27 protein-coding genes are annotated in these 25040 nt (G+C 66.2%); 15 read left to right on the top strand and 12 right to left on the bottom strand.

The features are described from left to right. Positions 1-141: 141 nt before the first annotated feature. Positions 142-963: an alpha/beta hydrolase gene (locus tag ABZ293_RS11080; RefSeq protein WP_355179477.1), complete on the bottom strand. Its 822-nt coding sequence runs from the start codon at positions 961-963 to the stop codon at positions 142-144. A 98-nt stretch (positions 964-1061) separates the two neighbouring features. On the opposite strand from ABZ293_RS11080, the gene ABZ293_RS11075 reads away from it, so the two are divergent. Both ABZ293_RS11075 and mscL read left to right on the top strand, forming a co-directional pair. Next, positions 1062-1796, top strand: coding sequence for an SDR family NAD(P)-dependent oxidoreductase (locus tag ABZ293_RS11075; RefSeq protein WP_355179475.1), 735 nt, complete (start codon positions 1062-1064; stop codon positions 1794-1796). A 125-nt stretch (positions 1797-1921) separates the two neighbouring features. After that, positions 1922-2371, top strand: coding sequence for a large conductance mechanosensitive channel protein MscL (gene mscL / locus ABZ293_RS11070; RefSeq protein ID WP_355179473.1), 450 nt, complete (start codon positions 1922-1924; stop codon positions 2369-2371). Positions 2372-2437: 66 nt separating this feature from the next. Here the strand turns inward: mscL and ABZ293_RS11065 are convergent, their stop codons facing one another. Both ABZ293_RS11065 and ABZ293_RS11060 read right to left on the bottom strand, forming a co-directional pair. Next, on the bottom strand, positions 2438-3676 hold the full coding sequence (locus tag ABZ293_RS11065; RefSeq protein WP_355179471.1) for an Ig-like domain-containing protein: 1239 nt from the start codon (positions 3674-3676) through the stop codon (positions 2438-2440). A gap of 68 nt (positions 3677-3744) precedes the next feature. After that, a complete protein-coding gene (locus ABZ293_RS11060; protein WP_355179632.1) occupies positions 3745-4836 on the bottom strand; it encodes a UDP-N-acetylmuramate dehydrogenase in 1092 nt (363 codons plus the stop codon). A 40-nt stretch (positions 4837-4876) separates the two neighbouring features. Between ABZ293_RS11060 and ABZ293_RS11055 the strand changes: the two genes are divergently transcribed. Next, entirely contained in the window at positions 4877-5362 is a 486-nt protein-coding gene (locus ABZ293_RS11055) for a DUF2505 domain-containing protein (RefSeq protein WP_355179469.1), read from the top strand. Between the two features lie 307 nt (positions 5363-5669). Here ABZ293_RS11055 and ABZ293_RS11050 read toward each other — a convergent pair whose 3' ends face one another. Further along, entirely contained in the window at positions 5670-6212 is a 543-nt protein-coding gene (locus tag ABZ293_RS11050; protein ID WP_355179467.1) for a VanZ family protein, read from the bottom strand. A 121-nt stretch (positions 6213-6333) separates the two neighbouring features. On the opposite strand from ABZ293_RS11050, the gene ABZ293_RS11045 reads away from it, so the two are divergent. After that, positions 6334-6855 carry a DUF2505 domain-containing protein gene (locus ABZ293_RS11045; RefSeq protein WP_355179465.1) on the top strand — a complete coding sequence of 174 codons (522 nt, stop codon included), beginning with the start codon at positions 6334-6336 and terminating at the stop codon, positions 6853-6855. Further along, positions 6825-7619: a class I SAM-dependent methyltransferase gene (locus ABZ293_RS11040; RefSeq protein ID WP_355179463.1), complete on the top strand. Its 795-nt coding sequence runs from the start codon at positions 6825-6827 to the stop codon at positions 7617-7619. The genes ABZ293_RS11045 and ABZ293_RS11040 overlap by 31 nt, the downstream gene beginning before the upstream one ends. 39 nt (positions 7620-7658) lie before the next feature. On the opposite strand, the gene ABZ293_RS11035 is transcribed toward ABZ293_RS11040, so the two are convergent. Continuing rightward, the gene (locus ABZ293_RS11035) at positions 7659-8267 is read right to left on the bottom strand and encodes a hypothetical protein (protein WP_354956893.1); all 609 of its coding nucleotides are present in this window, start codon (positions 8265-8267) and stop codon (positions 7659-7661) included. A 99-nt stretch (positions 8268-8366) separates the two neighbouring features. Between ABZ293_RS11035 and ABZ293_RS11030 the strand changes: the two genes are divergently transcribed. Beyond that, entirely contained in the window at positions 8367-9092 is a 726-nt protein-coding gene (locus ABZ293_RS11030) for a DUF2993 domain-containing protein (RefSeq protein ID WP_355179461.1), read from the top strand. A gap of 329 nt (positions 9093-9421) precedes the next feature. Here the strand turns inward: ABZ293_RS11030 and deoC are convergent, their stop codons facing one another. Beyond that, positions 9422-10048: a deoxyribose-phosphate aldolase gene (deoC, locus tag ABZ293_RS11025; RefSeq protein WP_355179630.1), complete on the bottom strand. Its 627-nt coding sequence runs from the start codon at positions 10046-10048 to the stop codon at positions 9422-9424. A 194-nt stretch (positions 10049-10242) separates the two neighbouring features. Between deoC and ABZ293_RS11020 the strand changes: the two genes are divergently transcribed. Beyond that, positions 10243-10812, top strand: coding sequence for an N-acetyltransferase (locus ABZ293_RS11020; RefSeq protein WP_355179459.1), 570 nt, complete (start codon positions 10243-10245; stop codon positions 10810-10812). A 264-nt stretch (positions 10813-11076) separates the two neighbouring features. On the opposite strand, the gene ABZ293_RS11015 is transcribed toward ABZ293_RS11020, so the two are convergent. Further along, entirely contained in the window at positions 11077-11352 is a 276-nt protein-coding gene (locus tag ABZ293_RS11015) for a hypothetical protein (RefSeq protein ID WP_354956888.1), read from the bottom strand. A 127-nt stretch (positions 11353-11479) separates the two neighbouring features. Here ABZ293_RS11015 and ABZ293_RS11010 point away from each other — a divergent pair, with 127 nt between their 5' ends. Further along, complete coding sequence (locus ABZ293_RS11010) at positions 11480-12433, top strand: formyltetrahydrofolate deformylase (RefSeq protein WP_355179457.1); 954 nt, start codon at positions 11480-11482, stop codon at positions 12431-12433. Positions 12434-12756: 323 nt separating this feature from the next. Here ABZ293_RS11010 and ABZ293_RS11005 read toward each other — a convergent pair whose 3' ends face one another. The 5 genes from ABZ293_RS11005 to ABZ293_RS10985 form a co-directional block, all read right to left on the bottom strand. Next, positions 12757-13791: an alpha/beta fold hydrolase gene (locus ABZ293_RS11005; RefSeq protein WP_355179455.1), complete on the bottom strand. Its 1035-nt coding sequence runs from the start codon at positions 13789-13791 to the stop codon at positions 12757-12759. Between the two features lie 1325 nt (positions 13792-15116). Beyond that, the gene (locus tag ABZ293_RS11000) at positions 15117-15413 is read right to left on the bottom strand and encodes a DUF2516 family protein (RefSeq protein WP_354956879.1); all 297 of its coding nucleotides are present in this window, start codon (positions 15411-15413) and stop codon (positions 15117-15119) included. Positions 15414-15484: 71 nt separating this feature from the next. After that, positions 15485-16141 carry a heparin-binding hemagglutinin gene (locus tag ABZ293_RS10995; protein ID WP_355179453.1) on the bottom strand — a complete coding sequence of 219 codons (657 nt, stop codon included), beginning with the start codon at positions 16139-16141 and terminating at the stop codon, positions 15485-15487. Next, the gene (locus ABZ293_RS10990) at positions 16138-16638 is read right to left on the bottom strand and encodes a helix-turn-helix transcriptional regulator (RefSeq protein ID WP_355179451.1); all 501 of its coding nucleotides are present in this window, start codon (positions 16636-16638) and stop codon (positions 16138-16140) included. The genes ABZ293_RS10995 and ABZ293_RS10990 overlap by 4 nt, the downstream gene beginning before the upstream one ends. Before the next feature lie 103 nt (positions 16639-16741). Beyond that, positions 16742-18184: a DUF445 family protein gene (locus ABZ293_RS10985; protein ID WP_355179449.1), complete on the bottom strand. Its 1443-nt coding sequence runs from the start codon at positions 18182-18184 to the stop codon at positions 16742-16744. A gap of 234 nt (positions 18185-18418) precedes the next feature. Here ABZ293_RS10985 and ABZ293_RS10980 point away from each other — a divergent pair, with 234 nt between their 5' ends. The 7 genes from ABZ293_RS10980 (at position 18419) to ABZ293_RS10950 (ending at position 24973) form a co-directional block, all read left to right on the top strand. Continuing rightward, the gene (locus ABZ293_RS10980) at positions 18419-19099 is read left to right on the top strand and encodes a TetR/AcrR family transcriptional regulator (protein ID WP_354956918.1); all 681 of its coding nucleotides are present in this window, start codon (positions 18419-18421) and stop codon (positions 19097-19099) included. Between the two features lie 264 nt (positions 19100-19363). Continuing rightward, the gene (locus ABZ293_RS10975) at positions 19364-20803 is read left to right on the top strand and encodes an AarF/UbiB family protein (protein WP_355179447.1); all 1440 of its coding nucleotides are present in this window, start codon (positions 19364-19366) and stop codon (positions 20801-20803) included. A 31-nt stretch (positions 20804-20834) separates the two neighbouring features. After that, positions 20835-22085 carry a saccharopine dehydrogenase NADP-binding domain-containing protein gene (locus ABZ293_RS10970; RefSeq protein WP_355179445.1) on the top strand — a complete coding sequence of 417 codons (1251 nt, stop codon included), beginning with the start codon at positions 20835-20837 and terminating at the stop codon, positions 22083-22085. 268 nt (positions 22086-22353) lie between these two features. Continuing rightward, positions 22354-22743 (top strand): hypothetical protein, encoded by a 390-nt coding sequence (locus tag ABZ293_RS10965; RefSeq protein ID WP_355179443.1) that lies wholly within the window; start codon positions 22354-22356, stop codon positions 22741-22743. A gap of 3 nt (positions 22744-22746) precedes the next feature. Further along, positions 22747-23415 carry a hypothetical protein gene (locus tag ABZ293_RS10960; RefSeq protein WP_355179441.1) on the top strand — a complete coding sequence of 223 codons (669 nt, stop codon included), beginning with the start codon at positions 22747-22749 and terminating at the stop codon, positions 23413-23415. Beyond that, a complete protein-coding gene (locus tag ABZ293_RS10955) occupies positions 23412-24107 on the top strand; it encodes an ESX secretion-associated protein EspG (protein ID WP_355179439.1) in 696 nt (231 codons plus the stop codon). Before ABZ293_RS10960 ends, ABZ293_RS10955 begins: the two co-directional genes overlap by 4 nt. 20 nt (positions 24108-24127) lie before the next feature. Then, the gene (locus ABZ293_RS10950; RefSeq protein WP_355179437.1) at positions 24128-24973 is read left to right on the top strand and encodes a polyphosphate kinase 2 family protein; all 846 of its coding nucleotides are present in this window, start codon (positions 24128-24130) and stop codon (positions 24971-24973) included. The last annotated feature ends 67 nt before the right edge of the window (positions 24974-25040 follow it).

Here is a 25040-nt window from a genome sequence, read left to right as displayed (position 1 = left end):
CAGACGCCGTATCCGAGCCAAGTGACAGCTGTCACAGCGCTTCGTGCGGCTTCTCCTCCGCCGGTACGGCTATTCGCCCGGCTAGAGCACGGAACCAAGTCTGTTCGAGCCGGGCGCGCGGCGCCAGCGAATTTCGGACGGCTAATTCAGCCCGTCGATGAACGCGCCGACCTCGGCGACGAACCGGGCGCGATCCTCGATGAACAGCCCGTGTTGCGCATCCTCCCAGAATGAGGCGCTGGCATCGGGCACGGCGTCGACGATGTAGCGGCCGTTCTCGATCGGCACCACCGGATCCTTGGTTCCGTGCAGGACCAGCACCGGAATATCGAGGGTGCGCAGCGTTTCGGTGTTGTCGACGGTGCGGTAGAACAGCGCCTTGCGCACCCGAGGCGGTGTGCACAGGCTCGCCCCGAACAGTCGCTGCGCATCGACACCCTTATCCGGGCCCGGCCCGGTATTGGCGTTGCCGAAGGCACCGAATGCGCGCACCGCACGTCCGGCGCTTTCGTCGAAGACGCCGGGCATGGCCTCCTGCATGGCCGAACCGGTCTCCGCGCCGGGTGCTCGGCCGATATTGGCCATCGAACCCGAGTAGATGACGCCCGCGACCGCGCCGGTGCCGTACGCGGTCAGGTAATCGGTGAGCACGATGCCGCCGTAGGACCAGCCGAGCAGCACCGCCCCGGTTTCGACGCCCTCGGCCGCCAGTACCGCGGCGAGATCGGCGGCCCAGTTCTTCGGATCGTCGTAGCCGGTCTCCGGTGCGTCGGAGTAGCCGTGACCACGCAGGTCGACGGCGATCACGCGGAAGCGCTCGGCCAGTTCGTCCGCGGCCGCACCCCAGCACTGCAGGTTGGCCGACCAACCGTGCACCAGCACCAGCGGCCTGCCCGCCGCCGGGCCGCTGACCCGATAGACGATGTTCGTTCCGTCCGCGCTGACCGCATCCCGAATAGCCATGCCCCGAGGCTAGTAGCGCCCGAGCCCGGGGCGTGATCCGGGCAACAGCCGGGGTCGCCAGCAAATGTGGAGCGCGGCGACTGCATAGGATCGGCCATATGAGCATTCGCACCGCCGTCGTCACCGGAGCCAGCTCGGGAATCGGGGAAGCCACCGCCCGGGAACTCGCCAAGCAGGGTTATCACGTGTACGTCGGTGCGCGCAGGCTCGACCGGCTGCAGGCCCTGGCCGACGAAATCGGCGGCACCGCACTCGAACTCGATGTGACCTCGGATGACTCCGTGCGCGCGTTCACCGATGCGATCGACAGCGCCGATGTGCTCGTCAACAATGCGGGCGGCGCGAAGGGCCTGGCCTCGGTGGCCGAGGCGGACCTGGACGACTGGCGCTGGATGTGGGAAACCAATGTGCTCGGCACGCTGCGGGTGACCAAGGCGCTGCTGCCGAAGCTGATCGCCTCCGGCGACGGCCTCATCGTCACCATCACCTCGGTCGCCGCCTTCGAGGCCTACGACAACGGCTCCGGCTACACCTCGGCCAAACATGCCCAGGCGGTGCTGCACCGCACACTGCGCGGCGAATTGCTCGGCCAGCCGGTGCGGCTCACCGAAATCGCGCCCGGCGCCGTCGAAACCGAATTCTCGCTGGTCCGCTTCGCGGGGGACGCGGAGCGCGCTGCGAAGGTCTACGAGGGCATCGACCCGCTGGTCGCCCAGGACATCGCCGAGATCATCGGGTTCGTCGCGTCGCGACCGTCACATGTGAACCTGGACCAGATCATCGTCAAGCCCCGTGACCAGGCCGGGCCGGGTCGCTTCGCGCGCCGCGGCTGACGGAATCGGCGATACTCCATCTGGATTCGAGCGGTCGCGATAGCTGTAAATTCGCCCTGATCGCTGGCGGCGGTTAGCATCGCGAGTTTGAAACACATATAGACCAGATTGGAGTTGTTCGGCTCATGCTCAAGGGTTTCAAAGATTTCCTGATGCGCGGGAACGTTATCGATCTTGCGGTCGCGGTGGTCATGGGCACCGCGTTCACCGCGGTCGTAACCGCGGTGACAAAGGGAATCATCAATCCATTGCTCGCGGTCATGGGCAAGACCAATGAGTTGGGGCTCGGCGTTCAGCTGGTCGCCGACAAACCGGCCACCTTCATCGCGGTCGGGCCGATCATCACCTCGCTCATCGACTTCGTCATGGTCGCCGCGGTCCTGTACTTCGTGCTGATGGTGCCGATGAAGACCCTGAAGAACCGGTTCGGCACCGCCAAGGTAGCCGAGCCGACCGAGGTCGAACTGCTCATCGAGATCCGCGATCTGCTGGCCAAACAGCAGGCGGATTCGATCATCGATGCCGAAACGTTCGGCAAGGACGGCTCGCTCGTCAAGGATGGCGCCGCCCGGTAATCACCTGGCGTCGAATACGATTCGCCCCCGCCACGATTGCGATCGTGCGGGGGCGAAATCTATCGGCTAGCGCGGCGGTCCCGGGGCCACCGGGGTAGCGGAAATGCTGGCACCGGAGGTTCCGTCCGAGGCGGACAGCGACTTCCACTGATTCCAATCGATGGTCCAGTCGTAGAGGTCACCGTCGGCGGCGGACAACTGGATCGATGTGCCGGTCACCTCGACCGGATCACCGTAGAGCGCGGTCGGGAAGAATGCCTGCGCGTCAGTGGGCGACAAATTGATGCACCCGTTGGTGACATTCGAGGAGCCCTGTGCCGAAACCGATTCCGGGTTGGCGTGGATGAATTCGCCATTGTTGGAGATGCGTACGGCCCAGCGTTCGCGAACGTTGCTGTAGAACGGCGGATTCGACATCAGGAAGTCTTCGTACTTCTCGGTGACCACGTGCACACCCGTACGGGTGACATTGCGTGCCTGATTGCCCTCGCCGTAGCTGACCGCGAAATCGAAGACCGTCTGTCCATCGCGCACCACCTGCATGCGGTGACTCGGCGCGCTCGCCTTGACGATCTGGCTGCGGCCGATGCGGAAATCCGAAGTGAGATCGGAGTATCCGTAGTTTCCGCCGCCGAGATCCAGGCCGTAGAGCTTGGCCGCGACGTGCACGGTGGTGCCGGGCACCCAGTAGTCCTTGGGCCGCCAGTGCACGCGGGAGCCGCCGTTCTCGTCGGGGAACCAGGCCCATGCGCCCTCGGCCGGCGGGGTGGTGGTGACCGTGAGTGCCTTCTCCACCGCGGCCTTGTTCTGCACGGATCCCTTGAACTGCAGGATGATCGGCGCGGCGATGCCGACGTCCTGGTTGTCGGCGATATTGAGCGTCGCGGGGAAGGTGTTCTTCGGCGCGAGCGTGGTGAAGGCGCCATCGATCGGAACCGGCTTGCGGTCGGCGCCGATCGCGGTGCCGGACCAGGAGTATTTGGCGTTGTAGCCGAGCGGTTCGGTGATCTGGTAGCTGCGCTTGTCCGGGGCGAGCTCACCGGTGACCTGCTTGCCATTGGCATTGGTCAGTGCGATCTGGTCGATGGTGCCGTTGGCGACGGTGACCGAGACCGGGGCGGTCGGGTTGACGTTCTTGGCATCGGCGGCCGGTGCCAGTGTGACCTTGGCGACCGGGGTGTTGTCTGCGACGGCGTCGGCTTTGCCGCCTTTGTCGGTCGTGCATCCGGCCACCAGCCCGACCACGACGAGCAGCACGGCGGAGACGGCGACGGCCGGTCTATGAATGCCTGGACGAATGCTCACCGCATCGAATTTACGCGGCGAGAACCGTTCGCTCGGCTAGCGAAGAGTGTGGTGTACGTTGCACCCGTTTAAAGCTCGACTCCGATGGGTACCGGCTCCGGTTCCAGCCGGATCCCGAACCGATCGGCCACCCCATCACGGACCGCACGGGCCAGCGCGACCAGATCGGCGGCGCTCGCGGCACCGCGGTTGGTCAGCGCCAGCGTATGTTTCGTGGACAGCCGGGCCGGGGCGTCCGGCCCCGGGAAGCCCTTGGCGAAACCAGCCCGCTCGATGAGCCAGCCCGCGGAGAATTTCACACCATCGGGCGCGGGGTAGGTGGGGATAGTGATATCGCCCACATGAGCGGTGATGGCGGCCTTCACTTCGGCGACGCGGTTGTCCGCGATGACCGGATTGGTGAAGAACGAGCCAGCGCTCCAGGTGTCGTGATCGGCGGGGTCGAGCACCATGCCCTTGCCCGCCCGCAGCTTCAGCACCGCGGATCGGACCTGGTCGGCGGGACGGGTGTCACCATTGGTCGCGCCGAGCGCGTTGGCGAGTTCGCCGTAGCGCAGTGGTGCGCTCGATCCGTCGGGGTTGAGTGCGAACTCCACCGCGAGCACCACGGCGGTATCGCGGTGCTTGAGCGCGCTGGTGCGGTAGCCGAAGCCGAGTTCGGACGGGTCGACCCAGCGGATCTCACCACTCGCGCGATCCAGCAGCCGCACCCGGCGCAGCAGACTCTCGACCTCGACACCGTAGGCCCCGACATTCTGTACCGGCGTCGCACCGGCCGAGCCGGGAATGCCCGACAGACACTCGAGCCCGCCGAGCCCGGCCTCGACCGTGGCCGCGACCACGGTGTCCCAGTTCGCGCCCGCCTCTACACGGACGCCGTCCGCATCGATCTCGACGCCGTCGTTGGCCACCCGAACCACGACGCCGTCGAAACCGTCGTCGCCGATCAGCAGGTTGGAGCCGCCCGCGAGCAGCAGCAGCGGAACGCCCGTCGCGTCCAGCGCGCGCACCGTCTCGACCAGCGCCTCGGTAGTCGCGCACTCGGCGACCGTCGCCGGACCGCCGACCCGCAGCGTGGTCAGCTCGGCCAGCCGGACCGATTCGCGCATCCGCGCACCGCTATCGGTCAGCAGCTCGCGCAGTTGATCCGACGACACCACCCGTGAAGTTCGCACGCTCCAGACGGTAGCCTGTTCGACCATGGCTACACCGCTGGCGTACACGGCCCGCTACTCGTATCCGGTCGCCGTCGTGCGCGCGGCCTTCGCCGATGAGCAGTACTGGAAGGACCGCGTCGCCGAGGTGGGTGGCGACAATGCCCGGCTCGATTCGGTCACCGTCAGCGGCGACCAGGTCAAGGTCGAGATGGTGCAGTCCATCTCCGCCGAACTGCTGCCACCCGCGATCACCGCGGTGCGCCCCGGCGATCTGATCATCCCGCGCACCGAGGACTGGACCGCCGATTCGGCCACTTTCACCGCACGCGTCGAGGGTGCGCCCGCCGAGGTCCGCGGGACCATCACCCTCTCGGCCGACGGCTCCGGGTCGGTAGCTCAGACCGACGGCACCATCGAGGTGAAGATCCCGCTGTTCGGCGGCAAGATCGAGGCCGCGATCGCCGAGCGGCTGACCGAACTGCTCGCATCCGAGGAAGAGTTCACCAACAACTGGCTCGCCCAGCACTGAGTTCGACGCCGCACCGCCGCACCACCCATAACAGCGCGCTTGCCCCGAGCTTCGTCTGACGAACCCGCCCCCAGGGCCGAGCGCGTCCCGAACCGGTCGCATCCGAGGACGAGTCCACCAACAACTGGCTCGCCCAGCACTGAGTTCGACGCCGCACCGCCCATAACAGCGGGCTCGCCCCGAGCTTCGTCTGACGAACCCGCCCCCAGGGCCGAGCGCGTCCCGAACCGGTCGCATCCGAGGGAGAGCCACCAACAACTCGCTCACCCAGCACTGAGTTCGACGCCGTACCGCCCATAACGGCGTGCTAGCCGCGAGCTTGGTCTGACGAGCTCGCCCCAGGGCCGAGCGCGTCCGGGGCAGACACCCACCAGCGGAATGATGCGAGTCCGGCGAGCAGTGCTCCGATGGCATTGACGAGGACATCGTCGACCGACGAGTGACGGCCGATGCCCAAGGCGAACTGCAGCATCTCCACCGCGGTCGACAGACACGCGCCGACCAGCAGCAGTCGCCACGGGTTGGCGAACCACGCCCACCGTAGGGGCAGTAGCGCGCCGAGGGCGGCGAATACCAATAGGTTTCCGCCGAGCTGCTCGATGACTCGGTCGTCGCGCAGCTGCTCGGTCAGATCGCGCAGCGGCACCGGATGCAGCGAACGGCCGCTGCCCGCCGGGTTGAGGAGCATCCACAGCCAGGGCACGGTGCCGACCACCATGCCCACCTCAGCGAGGGCAGTGCGCCATTGGCCGCGACGCCGCGCCAGCCACCACGCAACCCAACCGGCGAGCGGTAGTGCGGCCATCGACGCCAGTATCACGGTGCCCCACGCCGCCCACGTGCCATTCATCCCACAAGTCTGGCCGGACGATGTGGCGATTCCGCGTATCGCCGGTGTGGGGTTTGTGGCGAAGCCCCACAGTCAGCGCCGGGCGATGAGGCGGCAAGCGCTGCCGGTAACGTTGACGCTCATGGCTCGCCGACTGGACTATTCAGCCCGCTATCCGCTGCACACTACAAAAGAGCTGTACGCGGCGATGTCGACCCGTGAGTACTGGGAAGACCGGTGCGCGGAGCTGTCGAAGTACTCGCCGGGCAACGAGATCGCCAGCCTCGAGGTCAGCGACTCCGGCATCGATGTCGTGCTCAACCACATCCTGCCGCGCGAGATGCTGCCGGAGATCGCGCAGGCGGTGCTGCGCAAGGATATGGTCATCACCCGCAAAGAGAGCTGGGGACCGTTCGACGAGAACGAGTCCGTCGGCAAGTTCTCGGCCTCCATTCCGGCCGGGCCGGGCAGCCTCGGCGGCACGATTCGGCTGTTCCCCACCGACACCGGCTGCACCGTGCGGTTCTCCTCCGAGGCCAAGGTGTTCATCCCGATGGTCGGCCCGCGGCTCGAACAGCTGATGCTGGTGAACCTGGTCGACCTGTTCCGCGGCGAGGCCGAACAGACCGTGAAGTGGCTGGAAGAGCAAAACCCGACCCATTGAAACCGGTCGGCACCATCACCAGGGGCACCACCGGTGTCAACCGACTTCGACGCAGCGACCGCTGGCTGATCCACGACGAGCTGATCACCACGCGTCTGCGTGAGGCCGCCGATCCCCTGGTCATCGACCTCGGCTACGGCGCGAGTCCGTGGACCACGCTGGAGTTGGCGGCCCGACTGCGCACGGTCCGCCCCGATTTGCGGGTGGTCGGGCTGGAGATCGATCCGGAACGGGTGGTGCCCGGCCGCGACGGCGTCACGTTCGCCCGTGGCGGCTTCGAATTGGCCGGTCTGCGACCGCATCTGGTGCGCGCGTTCAATGTGCTGCGGCAATATCCGGAAGCGGCCGTGCCCGATGCGTGGGCCACCATTCTGTCCGGCCTTGCCGCGGACGGTCTGCTCGTCGATGGTACCTGCGATGAGCTGGGCCGCCGCTGCGCATGGGTGCTGCTCGACCGCACCGGACCGCTGTCGCTGACCCTGGCCTGGGACCCCTTCACCGTCGAGCGCCCGTCCGATATCGCTGAGCGCCTGCCAAAGGCATTGATCCACCGCAATATCCCCGGCGAACCGGTCCACGCACTGCTGACCGCCGCCGACCGCGCCTGGGCGCGGGCCGCACCACTGGCACCGTTCGGCCCACGAGTCCGCTGGCGCACCGCCGCGGAATACCTACGCCAAGAGGGCTTCCCCGTGCGCAGCTATCGCCGCCGCATGCGCGACTGCGTACTCTCCGTGCCGTGGTCCACGGTCGCCCCAAATTAATCGCGCACCGAAATACCGGCCGGGCACGCACCGCATCGATCACACGCCGGTGAGGGCACGGCGCACCCGCGCCGCCGCCCGGGGCGGCAGACGCACACTCGCGGAACGGATTTCGTCGATATCACAACGGCGGATGGCGACCGCGTCGCCGACCACCTCGTCCAGCGCGGACTGTCCGATATCGGCCTCGGCGAGATCGAGCACCGTGCGCACGGGTGTCGTCACCAGAAACGGACCCGCGGATTCGAGATCGGCGGGGACCAGTGCGCGCCGCAGCACCACCAGCCTCGGCGTAACCGGCGGTCGGCCCGCGCCGACCGATAGGTGCAGAAATCGCGGACGTAGTCGCCCGAGTCCATGCAGATCCGCCGCGCTCTGATGGGATACCGCGGCGGCACCGTCGAACCAGGCGGCCCACATGGCGTATTCATCGAGCGGGCCGGCGGGCCAATCGGTCAGGCGCAATAGCCCCACCCCGGCCCGCGTCACCGATCCGTCGCCGAGTCCGGCGCGCACTCGCGCCTCACATCCGGTACGTAAGACCTGTCTGGTGGTGAAGAACCCCGCGTGGCGCCCGGCCAATCGCCGCAGCACACGCCACCCGTGCTCGGCGGAATCGAGGGAGCGGCCCGCCGCGTCGCCAGCCATGTCGACCAGGCTACGCTCGAATCTTGTGTCACATGTCACAATCGAACCCCTCACCGCGCCCACAGAGCGAGCTCAGAAAAGTCCGGAAGAATCGAGGGCATGAGTACGAAGAGCCCATCCACCCTGAAGGTGAACCGGCGTGCCCTGGTGATCGCCCTAGTCGTGGTCGCGATTCTGCTCGCTACCGTGCTGGTCGGCGGGGAGGCGTATGCCAGACATCAAGTTTCGCGTTGCATCAGCACGCAATTCGAGAAGGATATGGGCTCGAAGATCGATGTGAGCTTCGGCCCGAAACCGATGCTGATCACCTGGATCGACGGCAAGGTCGGCCAGGTGAAGGTGGACAGCGCCGACACCAAATTCGGCCCCGCCGTCGGCATGGTGGTACATGCCAGGTTCAACGATCTCGAGATCACCGATAGCGGCCGTACCGGCGGCACGATCGGCAGCTCCTCGGCCGATGTCACCTGGGGCAACGACGGTATCCGGGAGACCCTCGGTGGCCTGGTCAGCGGCGTGTCGTCCTCCGCATCGACCGGGATGCTGACCCTGGATGTGCTCGGCGGGATCGCGCAGTTGCAGGTAAAGCCGCAGGTGAAGAATGGCGCCGTGGAGATCGAGACAATGTCGGCGGCACTGCTCGGCATCGCACTGCCGACCGATCTGGTGTCGGGCATCGTCGGCGTCTTCACGCAGAGTCTGCAGAGCTACCCGCTCGGCATGAAGGCCACCGAGATCAAGGTCACCGATAACGGCATTGCGGTGAAGTTGGCCGGCGGTCGCACCGAACTCCCCGCCGCCCAGGGCAATAACGTCAGCTGCTGAGGTATCCGGACAGCAATACCGTTCGTCCCCTGGGGAGTTCGCCAGGCCCGAGCACTGCCGCGCCGGATTCCCGCTCTCCGAGCAGCCTGCCCGACCCAGCAACCACTGCCATGTCGGACCACCCGACACCACAACCCCATTCGCCGACTACGCGCGACGTGCACATTCCTGCCCGATCGAGCGATCACTGCGATGTCGGAGCACCCAACACACAACTGCACTCGCTGACTGCACATGACGTGCGCATTCGTCCGATTCGGTGACTACCACCATGTTTGGGGCGAAAGGTGTACGCGGTATCGACGGATCGGGCAGGCGAGCTTCTTGGATCAGTCCGGGAAACCGTCGAGCACCGCACCGGATTTCGAGAGGCCGAGCCGCGTGGCGCCCGCGGCGATCAGCTCCGCGGCGGCCTCGGAGGTGCGGATGCCGCCGCTGGCCTTCACGCCGAGCCGCCCGCCGACCGTCTCGGCCATCAACCGAACCGCGTGCACGCTCGCCCCACCGGCCGGGTGAAATCCTGTGGAGGTCTTCACAAAATCGGCACCGGCGCGCTCGGCGACCCGACATACCTCGATGATCGCGGCGTCGGGCAGCGCCGCCGATTCGATGATCACCTTGAGTACCGCACGGTCACCCACGGCCTCACGCACCGTCACGATGTCGGAGAGCACCGCGGTGTAATCGCCTGCGAGCGCGGCACCGACGTCGATCACCATATCGACCTCGGCCGCGCCCTGTTCGACGGCGAGACGCGCCTCGGCACCCTTGATCAGCGAATGGTGTTTCCCCGATGGGAATCCGGCGACGGTCGCGACCACCAACCCGGGCGCGCGCACCGGCAACATAGACGGCGATATGCAGATCGCGTACACGCCGAGATCGCGTGCCTGCGCGACCAACGCGTCCACATCGGCGTCCGTCGCCTCCGGCGCCAGTAACGTGTGGTCGATCATGGCGGCCACTTCGGCCCTGGTAAGCGACGCGGAATTTGCCACAGGGTGAGAGTCTGGCATACCGGTGGCGAATTCCATTGCGCGCCTCGGATGCATCGCGCAGACTCGATAATGTCGGTGGAGCCGCTGCGCCTGCCTTGCCGACAGCTGCGCAGCTGCGGATGGCCCAATTTCGTTCAGGAGGAGACGACACCGTGCTGATCCGTCGCGAACGTGCCGACGATGCCACCGCGATCGCGGCCGTCCACCGCAGCGCCTTCGGACCGCATTACGCGAATGGCGATACCGATCGGCGGGAAATCGCCGAACTCACAGGTGAACTCGCCGATGTGGCCGATCCACCCGAAGTCGATCTCGTCACTCGGCTGCGCAGCGATTCCGGCTGGATCCCCACCCTCTCGATGGTCGCGGTGGAACACGATGCCGTAATCGGCCACGTCTGCCTCACCCGCGCCGGTGTAGGCCCGTTCCCGGTGCTCGCACTCGGCCCGATCGGCGTCCTAGCCGACCATCAGGGCCATGGCGTAGGCGCGGCCATGATGCACGCGGCCCTCGGCGCCGCGGACGCCCTCGACGAACCCCTCATCGGCCTACTCGGCAGCCTCGACTTCTACCCCCAATTCGGATTCGTCCCCGCCGCCCGCCTCAGCATCACCCCCGACACCCCCTCCTGGATCTCCCACTTCCAGATCCGCCCCCTCTCCGCCTACGACCCCCAAATCACCGGCGAATTCCACTACGCCGAACCATTTTACGACCTGTAACAGCGTCAACCAGGTCCCGCAACCGCGCTGAACTCCAGCAACACACCTCCAAACCCCCTCACCCCACACCCCATCACCCCAAGCGATGTTTCATGATCAAAATGCGCTGGTGCAGGCAGACGCCGAGAGCCCCCTGCATGAGCGCATTCTCGACGAGGTCAGCTTGGCTCGCGACAGCGGCGGCGGGGCTTGGGTGCCTGGTTCGAGATCGTCATGTGGTGGTGGGGCGAGGTTGAGAGGGGGGTGGGGAGTGCATTTGGGGGGTTAGTCGTGGTGGAGCATGGTGTAGATGTAGGAGCGTTCGTGTTTGCGGGAGACCCAGGTGCCTTCGGGAGGGAGGGGGCCTTGGCCGGGGTTGTCGAAGGGGCGGCTGAGGACTTCGCCGGAGTCGGTGCAGATGGACCAGCCGAAGTCGGGGAGGCGGCGGCACCAGAGGTCGTGGTCGACTTGTTTGTAGGAGGGGTGGCCGTAGGCCCAGCCTTCGCGGACGAATTCGTAGGTCAGGCCATCGAGCTGTCGGACGAACTTCACACGCGTCACGGCCGCATCCTCACATCGGGCCCTCGAGCGGTACGCGGGCCACTCAGGTTCATTATCCGGCGTCGGCGAGTACCGCGCGAGCAAACCTGTTGCGCGGGCGTCCTGGGCGGCCTGGGAGGATGAGGCCATGAGTTCCGCTCCACCCGCTCTGGACGACCGCCGCTTCGTGCTCACCCTCGGCTGCCCGGACCGTCCCGGCATCATTGCGAGGATCACCTCGTTCATCGCCGAATTCGGCGGGTCCATTGTGGAGGCCGGTTATCACTCCGTGCCGGGAGTGTCCGGCCCGGAGGCGGCAGCTCGTGTCGGCCAGGGAGTGCCGCGGGATACCGCCGCCGATACCGGCTGGTTCTTCACCCGCCAGGCGATCAAGGCGTCGACGGTGCCGTTCGGCATTGCGGAACTGCGGGACCGATTCGCGGGCGTGGCGGCCGACTTCGGCCCGGAGACGGAGTGGCAGCTGCTCGACTCCGGTGCACGCCGCCGCGCCGTTCTGCTGGTCAGCAAGGACGGCCACTGCCTGCACGACCTGCTCGGCCGCGCCACCAGCGGCGAACTGCCCGCCACCATCGAAGCGGTGATCGGCAACCACCCGGATCTCGCCGGTATGACCGAAGCACATGGCGTCAAGTTCCACCACGTGCCCTTCCCCAAAGATCCGGCCGAACGTGGCCCCGCCTTCGACGAGGTCCGCGCCCTGGTCGACGCCCACGACCCGCACGCCGTCGTCTTGGCCCGCTTTATGCAGGTGCTGCCCGCCGAACTCTGCGAACACTGGGCGGGCAAGGCGATCAATATCCACCACAGCTTCCTGCCCTCGTTCGTCGGCGCCCGCCCGTATCACCAGGCCTTCGCACGCGGCGTCAAGCTGATCGGCGCGACCTGCCATTACGTCACCGCCGAACTCGACGCGGGCCCGATCATCGAACAGGACGTCATTCGCATCGACCACGCCGACGAAGTCCGCGATATGGTCCGCCAGGGCCGCGATATCGAACGAGTGGTCCTGGCCCGCGGCCTCCGCTGGCACCTGGAGGGCCGAGTCCTGGTCCACGGGCGCCGGACCGTCGTCTTCTCCTGACCAACCGAATCGGCTCGATACGCCGACGACCATATGATTCGCCTCGACAAGTAAGCGCTCGACAATGCGACAGCCGATCGAGCTGGCTGGCGACTGCGGGCTCACCTGCCTGCAATCAGACAGCTGGACAACAGCTTCCAGCGTGCTCATCTGTCTAATGTTGCGCCGCAGCGGAACTTGAACAGTGGCACCCGACCACAGGCGGTCGACCGAGCAGCAGACGGCGGCTTGCCCCCGCAGCTTTTGGCGCGGTCGCCCGCCTGCGGTCGCGCGGCAAGCGGCATTTGATCAGCGGCGTCCGGTGGGCAGGGGCATGAGGTGGCTCAGCTGACGGCTGCGGCGGGCTGGTGGACGGACTCGAGGATCAGGGCTAGTTCCTCGTTGAAGCGATCGAACATCTCGGCATTGCCGAGGTGGCCCTGGGGTAGGACCTCGTATTTGACCAGACTGCCGGTTTCGCTGAGCATCTCGGCGATTCGTTCTGAATGCACCGGCGGTGTCATGTCATCGAACTCGCCTGCCAGGATCGTTGTCGGCACAGTGAGATTGCGTGCGGATTCGCCGAGATCCAGTTCGGCGAGCAGGATTCCGAATTTCGCACGTACTCGGGCGGGGCAGGAGCGGACGATGGCGAGGCTGTAGTCGACCACGTCACCGGCCGAGCGCGGGCTCATGATCTGCCGGGTGAAGGCCCACTTCACGGGGGCGATCGGCGGGAAGACGATCGGTGCGCCCAGGCCGAGGCGGCCGATGAAGTGCGGCAATGGGATTCGCAGGTGCAGCAGCGGGAGCGGCGTGTTGAACAGCGGTACGACGGTGGTCTCGGCGACCAGCTGCCCCGGTGCGGTGTTGGTCAGCAGTACCGCGCCGGCCTGCTTCGCGACCCGGTCGGGATAGCGTCCGGCCCATGCCTGCAGCGTCATGCCGCCCAGACTGTGGCCGACCAGCACGGCCCGTTCGCCGGGGTGCAGGGTCGCATCGAGCACGGCGGCCAGATCGTCGGCGAGCAGATCGGTGGTCAGCGGACTGGAACCCAGTTCGCTCTCGCCGTGGCCACGCACGTCATAGGCGATGACGCGGTATTCCCCGGCGAACGCGTTGATCTGCGCGTTCCAGTATTCGATGGCGCAGGTCCAGCCGTGCACCAGCACGATCGCCGGAGCATGGGCCGGTCCGTAGGCGTGCACCCGCAGCCGCGCACCATCGCGAGTGACAACGGGAACGACCTCGTACGGCGCCGTCGGCGGGTTCAGCGCCGCGATCGCATAGGTACGCGACCGCAGGTTGGCGCGGTGTGTACGGACCAGCCCCCGGACCTGACCAGGGAAGTCCCTATCTGCAGGCACCATTGCACGCATCGGACACTCCTTTGTGTAACTGTCAGAAACAGTAACCCCGAGGTGCTAGCTAATGCAAGCACCAAAAGTTATCCGACATTCCGCCGCCCACGCTCGCACCCCACCCCACATCCGACCAGCAACCCCCACCCCAACCGGCCCCTGAGCACCGCTCCCTCCCCTCCGCCCGGCACAAAGAACACCCCCATTCGACGACCGAGGACACAGCCGTTCGCCCCACCCAGGACTCAGCCGCCAGCCCACGTCGACCCGCTTCCCCTCGACCGCACATGCTCCCAACTACCCCTCGAGATGACGGAGAAAGTGACCGAACACCCCCGAAGTAACGAAACATCGCCCACTCTCCCCAACCGCACTCAGAGCAGCCACCACGCCGACCGCCTCCTATGAGCACCGCCTCCCTCTCTGACACCTCGTAAACAGCGACCGCACGAGGACCACAGCCCCCGGACTACGCCAAGTCGCATCCACCTCGACCGCACAATCAGCCACGCAGATAACCGTCGCGCTAACGATGAAATGAGCAACGGCTCGCTCCCCGACCTCCCCAAAGCCCCAAGGAACACCGCCGCGCTCCTAGCCGCCCGCCGCGCCCAACCGCCCCCCAAACGAGCACCGGCTCGACTCCCTCTGGCCCCAGCGACACTCGATCGAACCAGCTACAACAGCGCGGCGCCCGCACTGAATCTCGCCCGACTGCGGCCGCATCGGCAAATAGATGCCGTTCACGATGATGCAACGGTCACACCCCGGTCACCGAACGAGCAACGCCCCTGCCCAGTCGAGCGAGGCGCCCCACCCTCAAACGCACCATCACTGCGCAGCCCACACTGAATCTCACCCGTCGGCCACATCAACCGGGAGATGACAGTCACGGCGAGAAGCCAGCGCAACCGCCACACCCAATCTCCCGATGCGCACCAGCCACTCGAGGGGACCGACCGCACACGACTACAACAGCCACGGCACGCGCCGAACCCCTCCAACTTCAGCCGCATCGACCAAATCGGCACCGGTCACGAGATGACTCACGCAACGGCCGCACTCTTGCAATCACCCCAGCAAGCAAACGGCCCAAGGCCATTCAGGGGCACCCGGCCCAAATCATGGCGGTCGCGCTGATTCAGCGGGGACGACGGCCGCATCCCTTGATCACCCCGATAAGCAACTCCCTGCGACCCGGCCGAAGCGCCCCGCCCCACGCGCGCCACTACCTGCGCAGCGCACGCTGAATCCCATCCACTCATCGGTCGGCGACATCGTTCGAGCAGACAACACTCACGACGATGCGGACACGCCCGATCATCCCCGGGCCAGGGGCACCCCTACCAGCGCGGCCCGCGCTGAATCTCATCCACCTTCGGTCGCACGTCTGCCAGATACACGCCGGTGGCGATGATGGAAACCAAGGCGAGCAAGCTGGTGACGCTGAGGGAGAGGAGCAGGAACAGGAGAGCTGCGCCGAGGATTGCTATCCAAATCGGTTTTGTCAGCTTGTCCACTGCTGTGAAGGCGTCGGGGCGTTGGCGGATGGCGTGGATCAGCGCGAAGATTGTCGCGCCGAGCGCCAAGAGCCGCAGCCCGTCCAAGATCCAGCTAGCCAATCCGTGCGCTGTGTCCACCAGCCCATCATAGAAGCAACGGCCCCGCACACGCCGGGTGTGCGGGGCCGTCGGGGCGGAATACGAAGGGGTCAGGCCTTCTTGGGGGCCGCCTTCTTGGCCGGAGCCTTCTTGGCGGCGACCTTCTTGGCCGGAGCCTTCTTGGCGACACCGTCGGTGGCGGGCTCGGTCTCGGTGGTCACCTCGACGACCTCGGCCTCGACGACCGGGGCGGCCGCTTCCTCGACCTCTTCCTCGACCTCGTCCTTGGCCGGACGGCCGATCAGGTCGTTGACCTTGGCGAGCGCATCCTCGGCGCGGGTGGCCGCATCCTTGTAGAGGGTCTCGACCCGCTCGATCTGATCCTCGACCAGATGGTTGGCGCGCAGCCGATCGACGGTCTCCTCGCCGCGCACGGCCAGGTCCGCGTACAGGTCCAGGACCTGGTTGTAGTACTTCTCGGCGAGCGCCCGCAGCTCCTCCGGGGTGAACTTCTCGCGCAGTTCGGCCAGGTCCTCCGGCAGCTCGGAGGGCAGCCCGGACAGCCGCTCGCGCAGCGACTCGAACTGGGCACGCACATCGGCGGGCACATTGGCGAAGCGCTCACGGGCCTCTTCGACCCGACCGCTGACATCGGCGGTGGCAGCGCGCTCGCGCACCTGGGTGACGGCGTCGACAAACGCGGTGTACACCGCGTCACCGGCGCCGACGGTTGCGAACAGTGGCTTGATACTCGAGTTTTCGGTCATTCTTCGTTCTCCTGGCGTGGCGGAGTAGGTGTTGTGCTCGGAACGTCGCTGTCCCATTCAGTCCCCCCTGGTTCGCTTCCTCCGTTTTCCCGGCGAAACGATTCATAGATGTCCAGCAGCACCTGCTTCTGCCGTTCGCTGATCCACGTATCGGCAAGCAGGGCATCCCGGACCGGACTGTGCGGCCGCTGCTCGAGATAGCCAGCCCGTACGTACAACACCTCCGAAGAGACCCGCAGCGCCTTGGCGATCTGCGCGAGTACTTCGGCGGACGGATTGCGCAATCCGCGCTCGATCTGGCTGAGGTATGGATTACTCACTCCCGCCAGGGTGGCGAGCTGACGCAACGAGACTTGCGCGGCTTCTCGCTGTGCCCTGATGAAACCTCCGATGTCGTGCGCCGCATTCGCGACACGCGCCGCCTTTTCGCCGACGCCGCCGGATCTCTCCTGCGATTCGTCGGTGTACTCGGCGGAACCTTCGGGCTGGTCTGCCATCACTCACCTTCTGGCGGTTGTACGTTTCCAATTCTAAAGCAGAGTGCTAACTATTGCAAGCACCCTGTTAGCACCTTTCCAGCAAACATTCGGCGTGCAATGGTCAGCCGCCGAACAGCACCTGAGAAATCGCGTAGATCGCCAGCCCCGCCAGTGATCCCACGACCGTGCCGTTGATGCGAATGAATTGCAGATCTCGCCCGACCTGCACTTCGATCTTCTTGCTCGCCTCCTCGGCATCCCACCGGGCAACAGTATCGGTCACCAGCGTGGTGATCTCCGCGGCATAGTTTTCCACCAGATACCGTGCGCCGCGGTCGATCCACCCGTCGACTTTGGCCCGCATCTCGGCGTCGTCGCGCAACCGCTCGCCGAGCTGCTGCACGTTCTCGGCCACCTTGCGCCGCAGCGTGGAGTCGGGATCATCGGCCGACTCCAGGATCAGCCGCTTGGCCGCGCGCCAGGTCGCCTCGGCCATTCCGGTGATCTCTTCGCGACCCATGATCTGCGCCTTGATCCGTTCGGCCTTTTTGATCATCGCGTCGTCGTGTTGCAGGTCGTAGGCGAATTCCTCGAGGAACCGATTCGCCGCGAGCCGGACCTCGTGTTCCGGATCGGCCCGCACCTTCCAGGTGAACTCGACCAGCTCCCGATAGATCTTTTCTGAAAGCAGAATGTTTACGAATTTCGGAGCCCATTGCGGCGCGTCCCGCAAAACGATCCGGTCGATCGTCTCCTGCGAGCTGAGCGCCCACTGATGCGCGCGCTCGGCGAGCATGTCCAGCAGCGGCAGCTGCCGATTGTCGGCCAGCAATTCGGCGAGCACCCGGCCGATCGGCGGACCCCACAGCGGTTCGGCGATCCGCTTGACGATGGTGTTGTCGATGACCTGCTCGACGTCCTCGTCCCGCAGCACCCCGACCACCGCGCGCAGGATCGTCGAACTCTCCTGGGCCACCCGGCCCGCATGTCCGGGATCGGCCATCCAGCGCCCGACCCGCCAGGAGATCTGCGCCGAATTCACCTTCGCCGAAACCACGTCCGGGGCAAGGAAATTCGAGCCGACAAAGGAGCCGAGGCTGGCGCCGAGCTGATCCTTCTTCTTCTTGATGATCGCGGTGTGCGGGATCGGCAGGCCCAGCGGATGCCGGAACAGCGCGGTTACCGCGAACCAGTCGGCGAGTGCGCCGACCATGCCCGCCTCGGACGCGGCCCGCAGGTAGCCGACCCAATCGCCGCCCGACCCGCGCGATTCCAGCCACCGGCAGAACAGATAGATCGCCGTCGCGAACGCCAACAAGCCGGTGGCCAGCGCCTTCATCTTGAACAGGTCGCGGCGCTTGCCCTCGTCGTCGACGAAGGCCGCGAAACTGGTCGGCCGCGCTGGCGCGTCGAGCACCGCAGTATCGGAGCCGGGCCCTTCGCTGGCCCGCCCGTCGCCCACCGCTGCCCGCGACGTGCGGTCTTCGGCCGATTGCGCCGGTCCGGCCGCCACCACCTCCGCGCCCGTCGTTCGCGCTGTTGTGTTGCCGGGAGCTCTCTCCATGACACCCATTCTGCTGCGTATCGCGGACCGACCTCCGGCCCGATCGCAAGCGACATGCAACCGACACCGAACGGTCGGATTGTGTGCAACCTGTCGCAACCACTACCCAAACGCGCATGTTGGTCGTTGCCTGGACCTAAGCTGGTGGTTCCAGGATGCCGAACAACCGAGGGAGTCACGCTGTCCACCGAAGACCTTGTCGATGTCGGCGAGCTCGCCGAACGACCGGCAGCGGTGCGCACCGGCCGGACGGACGGTCGCAAGCGCCGATGGCGACAGCACAAGATCGACCGCCGCGAAGAGCTGGTCGACGGCACCCTCGCGGCTATCCGCACGCGCGGCAGCAATGCGGGCATGGACGAGATCGCCGCGGAGATCGGCGTCTCCAAGACCGTGCTGTATCGGTACTTCTCCGATAAGAACGACCTGGTCCATGCGACCATGCAGCGATTCATCGAGACCACCCTGATGCCGCGGGTGTACGAGGCGATCAGCCTCGACGCCGACGAGTACCACCTGGTGCGTTCGGCGCTGGCCGCCTATGTGGGCACGGTCGACGAGGACCCCGAGGTCTACCGGTTCATCATGGGCAACGGCTCGACCGATCAGTCCTCACTCGCCGAATTCGAGAAGCTCTTCGCCGACGTCGTCACCACGGTCATCATCGATCGCAGCGCCGAGCACGGCTTCGCGACCGAAGGTGCGCTGCTGTGGTCGTATGTGCTGGTCGGCGGCATCCAGCTGGCTACGCACTGGTGGACAACGGATAAGGCGATGTCGCGCGAAGAGGTCATCGACTACCTGACCATGATGGCCTGGAGCGCCATCGAGGGAATGGCGCGCGCCGGCGGTTCCCGCGAGATCTTCAACGCGCAGCCGCACATCCTGCCCAAGCCGCCGCAGACTGGTGCCTGACCGCTAGCTAGCGGTCGCCGACCTGATCAATTGCCCGACTTCGAGCCGCTAACAGGCCGCTAGCTGGGGCGCTAGCTGAAATAGTGACGGCGGTCTCGACATTGCCGCATCGTTGGCTACTCTGAAGCCCGAGCGGTGCATGGGTGTCCCACATCACCGCCCTCGCTCTGCCCGATGGCGGTCTGCGCGGGTCGCTACGTGGTTACGCGAGCTACCGCCTGCGCGCCCGTCGCTCCGACCGCTGGCACCAATGGAGGTCCCTCGATGGCGAAGCAAGTGCCGACTTCTCGGCTTGCTCGTGGCACCAAACTGGGTGCGGTGGCAGCCAGTTCGGTCATCCGAACCCAGCGCACGCGGCTATCGATGCGGGGCAGATCGGCGGCCGTGCGCGCGAAGATGGCCGAGGAATCGATGATCCGCACCACCGAACAGGTGGTCATGGTCCTCGGGACCATGAAGGGCGTGGCCATGAAGCTGGGCCAGATGATGTCGGTACTCGATCTCGACCTGGTGCCCGAGAGTCATCGGGAGCGCTTCCAGAAGCGACTGGCCGTGCTGCGCAATGCGGCGCCGACGGTGTCGTTCGAATCGATGCGGCAGGTGATCGAGGAGGATTTCGGCCAACCGCTGGATGCGGTCTTCGCCGAATTCGAGCCGGAGCCCATTGCCGCGGCCTCCATCGGGCAGGTGTATCTCGGGCGACTGCGCGACGGACGCCAGGTCGCGGTGAAGGTGCAGTATCCGGGCATCGACGCCGCGGTGCGCGCGGATCTGAAGAATCTGGCCATGTTCCGGCGCGTGCTGCAATCGGCGATGCCGTGGGTGACCCCCGCCGTACTCGACGAGTTGCGGCTGAATATGGAGAGCGAACTCGACTACCACGCCGAGGCCGATACCCAATTGCAGATCGCCGAGCTCTATGCCGGACACCCGTTCATCACGGTGCCGCGCTCACTGCCCGAACTCAGCACGACGCGGGTGCTGGTCAGTGAATATGTGGCGGGCAAGGGATTCGAGGAGATCCGCCAGCTGCCCGCGGCCGAGCGCAATCGGATCGGCGAGATCATCTACCGGTTCTATGTCGGTTCGCTGTTCGGCTTCAATGAGTTCTGCGGCGACCCGCATCCCGGAAATGTGCTGCTGGCCGATGACGGCCGGGTCGGCTTCCTCGACTTCGGGCTGTTCAATCGGATGGATCCCGAACATGTGCGATTCGAGACGATCTGCCTGCGCGCGGCGGCCGAGGATCGCGCGGAAGACCTGCGGCAGTTGATGATCGAGCGCGGTGTGATCGACTCGCCCGAGGAGATCGGGGCCGAGGAATGCTTGGAATACGTGCTCGCGGCCTCGGAATGGTGTCTGGTCGATGAGGAGCTGACCATCACATCGGAGCTGGCCAGCGGTGCGTTTCTGCTGGCGGTGGATCCGCGGGCCAGTGAGTTCGCCGGAATGAAACAGCAGAATCTGCCGCCGGAGCACCTGTTCTCGCGCCGCGCCGACTTCCTCACCTTCGGCATGCTCGGCCAGCTCGAATGCACTGCGAACTGGCACAAGATCGCCCGCGAATGGCTCTACGACGAACCGCCGGTCACCGAATTGGGTAAGGCGCACCGCGAATGGCTGGTCGAGCATCGGCCGACGCCGACCAAAAAGCCGCGGCCGCGCGCGAAGAAGTCCACCGCGCGCGGTTCCGGCGCGCAATAGGTCCACGACAGCAGCTATCGAACGGAAGACCATGACAGACAACCGAGAATTCGACCTAGTGCTGTTCGGCGCAACAGGTTTCGTCGGCAAGCTCACCGCACAGTATCTGCTCGGCGCGGCGCCCGCCGAGGCCCGCATCGCGCTGGCGGGGCGCTCGCTCGACAAATTGACCACCGTCCGTGACGAACTCGGCCCGGCCGCGGCGAATTGGGGTCTGGTCGTCGCGGATTCGACCGATCAGGCCGCACTCGACGCATTGGCTGCACGGACCACCGTCGTGGTGACCACCGTCGGCCCGTACCTGCGCTACGGCCTGCCGCTGGTGGCCGCATGTGCCAAGGCCGGTACCCACTACGCCGACCTCACCGGTGAGCCACTGTTCATCCGCGACGCGATCGACAAGTACCACGAGCGGGCCGTGGAAACCGGTGCGAAGATCGTGAATTCCTGTGGCTACGACTCGATTCCTTCCGATCTGAGCGTGTACCAGCTGTACCGGCGCACGGTCGCGGACAACACCGGCGAGCTCGAGGACACCACCCTGATCGCATCGCTGAAGGGCGGGGTCAGCGGCGGCACCATCGATTCGGGCCGAGCCATGATGGAGGCCATCGCCGCCGATCCGTCGAAGGGTTCGGTAATGAGCCACCCGTACTCGCTGAGTCCGGACAAGTCGATGGAACCCGATGTGGGCCGCCAGACCGATCAGGCGCTGCAGCGCGCAAGCACCATCGATCCCAGTCTGGACGGCTGGGTCGGCACCTTCGTCATGGCCGCGCACAACACCAAGATCGTGCGCCGCAGCAACGGTCTGCTCGGCTGGGTCTACGGCAAGCACTTCCGCTACCGCGAGGTGATGAATGCGGGCAAGTCGGCCACCGCGCCGCTGGTGGCCGCCGGAATGGCGGGCGGCATTGTCGCGACGATGGCCGCGGGCGCGGTGCTGTCGCGAGTCGCGGTGGGGCGCAAGCTGCTCGACCGAATCGTGCCGAAGCCGGGCACCGGGCCGAGCGAGCAGGCGCGCACCAGTGGGTGGTTCACGATGAAGACCTACGCGCGTACTTCCTCGGGTGCGAAATATGTCGCCACCTTCTCCGGCACCGGCGATCCCGGATACCAGGCAACCGCGGTAATGCTCGGCCAGGCCGGACTGTGCCTGGCCTTCGATGGTGCGAAGCTGTCCGAGTTGGCTGGCATCCTCACCCCCGCCGCGGCAATGGGCGATGCGCTCACCGATCGGTTGCGGGCGGCGGGGATGACCATCGAGGTCGAGCGCATGTGAGCCTGACACGCCCCACCATGAACGCCACTCGTCCGCGTAGTCGTCGCTGACTCCGCGGACGGGTGGGCGGACCACCTCGCGGCCCGTACGGCCGATACCGCGGCGGGGCGGGGTAATTGGAGATCGTGCGCCACATCACAATGGCGCGCGGCCGGGGCCAAGCCCGGTACACAGGTCCCTACCGAGCGGTAAAGTGCCGACCGAGTGCGGTGGGTGGACCGAGCGATAGGGGGCGACCCAGATGGCGGTACCTGATACCGGGCAGCGGATGGCCAGACAGCTATACGCCGCCGCCACCGGGACCAGCGGCGGCGAACCCTTCGAATTGGCGGCCGATGTCGCCGAAAACCTCGCCGCCGCATGCGACAAACTCGTCGACGATCTGCAAAAAGCCACTGCCAACGGACATTTCGTGACCGAAGTCAACGGCTTTCCCGACCTACCGACCGGACGCGGTCTGGCAAGGGGCTTCGCCGACAAAGGCGCCCAATTCCTCGACACCATTACCGCATTCCTGGAAACCGCCCTGCTGTACAAGGCCGCCTATCTGGCCGCGGGCAAGCGATTCGAGGATGCCGAGGCCGCCAATCGCGCGGCACTGCAACTGATCACCGACTACCTGGAGTCGGGCGATCAGGTCGGCGACGGAAGTCACTGAGCCATGGCAGATTCCGCAACCAAGGCCACCGCCGACGCCATCCGGGCCCAGCAGCGCGCCCTCGCCGACTCCGCCGGATCGGCAAGCGGCGGAACCGATCCCGCCTACGCAGCCGAGCGCGAACTGTTCGGCGCCTATACCCATCAGGAGATCTGGGATCTGGTGCACGAGGCCATCGATCCCGTCGCGCTCGGCCGGATCGCCGATGCCTGGCGCGCCAATGCCACCGCGGTCGCCGAGGCGTTTCAAGCCTTTTCCGATGCGACCAACCGTGAATTCGCGCACTGGACCGGCCGTTCGGCCGACGCCGCTCTGCGCGCCACCCGCGAATTCGTCCGCGCTGGCGCCGAGACCCATGACGTCTGCCGCGCGGTGCAGCGCCTGATGGAACTCAATTCCGATGCGGCACAGGCCATCCGATCGGCGATTGCGCCGCCGTCGCAGTATCGTGCACTGGAAGATCCGGCCGCCGAAGCCATTCACGGCGGACAACGCAGGATGGACCACGACATGGCCGCTGCTACGGCGCAGGCCGATGTCCAGGACACGATGACCTATGTCTACACCCCGACCATGCCCGCCTCCGGCGATCGTGTCCCCCGGTTCACCCCACCACCAAACGGTCCACAGATCGCGCGGCCGAACCCCGGCGGTGGGGGCGGCGCACGGTGAAGTGGATATTCACCCCGGACGAGTTCACGCATGTCTGGGAAAGCGAAACGAGCCTCGACCGCCGACCCTATCCGGTCAATCTGGCGCCCGCCGCCACGGTCCGCACCGAATCCGAGCACACCGCCCTGCGCCTGCATCAGCGCTTCGCCCGCCAGGCCGACGCGGATCTGGCCGCCGCGCTGATGCTGTGCGCGCGCACCGATGCCACCACGATCACCATCTCCGGTGAATCGGGCGGCAAGCGAATCCTGGTGTTCGCCGCGGTGGTGCACAACCACGCGGGCATCCTGGTCGCCGATATCGACAAGGTGACGGTGCGCATGTGCCACGCCCGCAGCCTGGGCAAACAGCTGATCGAGATCATCGGCTCGGCCGAGCCCGGCAAGCTGGCACCGATGCGGGAACCGCAGGACGCGGTGCTGAACTCCGACGGCGACGCGGCCGCGAGCAACGGCCATCGCCGCGCCGCCCGATTCCGCCAGACCCTGCGAAAACCGGTGGACGGTCGCGGATTCATCACCGTGACCGTGGAACCCGAGAACCCGATGTCGCCGCCCACTCGCCACCGCAGCTGGCTCGACTTCACCGGCGACGGACGCTATCTGCTCACCACCTCGCACGATCTGGCCCTGGCCCCGGTCACGGACGAGGAATTCGCCGACCAATTGCTTCGCTTGGCCCAGATCCGCTGAGCGCGCCATACGATATTCGAATGGCGAAGAAATGGTCTCTGCCGCCCATCGAGGCCCTGCGGGCCGACGGTTTACGCATCGCTGATCTCGACACCTCCGGCACGCCCGGATACAAGGGCGATAAGGCACAGGGCCTGGAACTGCTGACCGAACGCACCGCCGTGCTGGGAGATCTGCAGGAAAAGCTCTTCGCCAGCGGCCGTACCGGCGATACCCGCAGTGTGCTGCTCGTACTGCAGGGCATGGATACCGCGGGCAAGGGCGGCATCGTCCGCCACGTGATCGGTTCGGTGGATCCCCAGGGCGTCGACCATGCCTCATTCGGGGTGCCGACCGAGGAAGAGAAGCGCCACCATTACCTCTGGCGTATCCGCAAGGCACTGCCGCGCGGCGGACAGCTCGGCGTCTTCGACCGCTCGCACTATGAGGACGTGCTGGTCGTACGGGTGCACAACCTGGTGCCGCCGGAGGTCTGGGAGCCGCGCTACGACGAGATCAACGCCTTCGAGCGGGAACTGCTCGACGAGGGCACCACGCTGGTCAAGGTCGCCATGTTCGTCTCCCTCGATGTGCAGAAGGAGCGGCTGCGCGAACGCCTGGAGCGACCGGACAAGTACTGGAAGTTCAACCCCGCAGATATCGATGAGCGCGGCTACTGGCCCGCCTACCAAGAGGCCTACCAGGTGATGCTGGACCGCACCTCGACCGAATACGCCCCCTGGCACGTCATCCCGGCCGACCGCAAATGGTTCTCCCGCCTCGCGGTCACCGAATTGCTCATCGATGCACTGGACCGGCTCAAGCTCGACTGGCCACCGGCGCTATTCGATGTCCAGGAGCAGCAGCTGCGCCTCGAACAAGCCTGAGCACACGTTCTGCCGGGGCCAAGGTTCCTCTCAGGTTGACCACGGATGATGTGGGCCGTGCCCGTCC

Source organism: Nocardia sp. NPDC005998, from assembly GCF_040614395.1.
GTDB lineage: Bacteria > Actinomycetota > Actinomycetes > Mycobacteriales > Mycobacteriaceae > Nocardia.
Note: the sequence above shows the minus strand (reverse complement) of the source record. Positions and strands in the feature narration are given on the sequence as shown.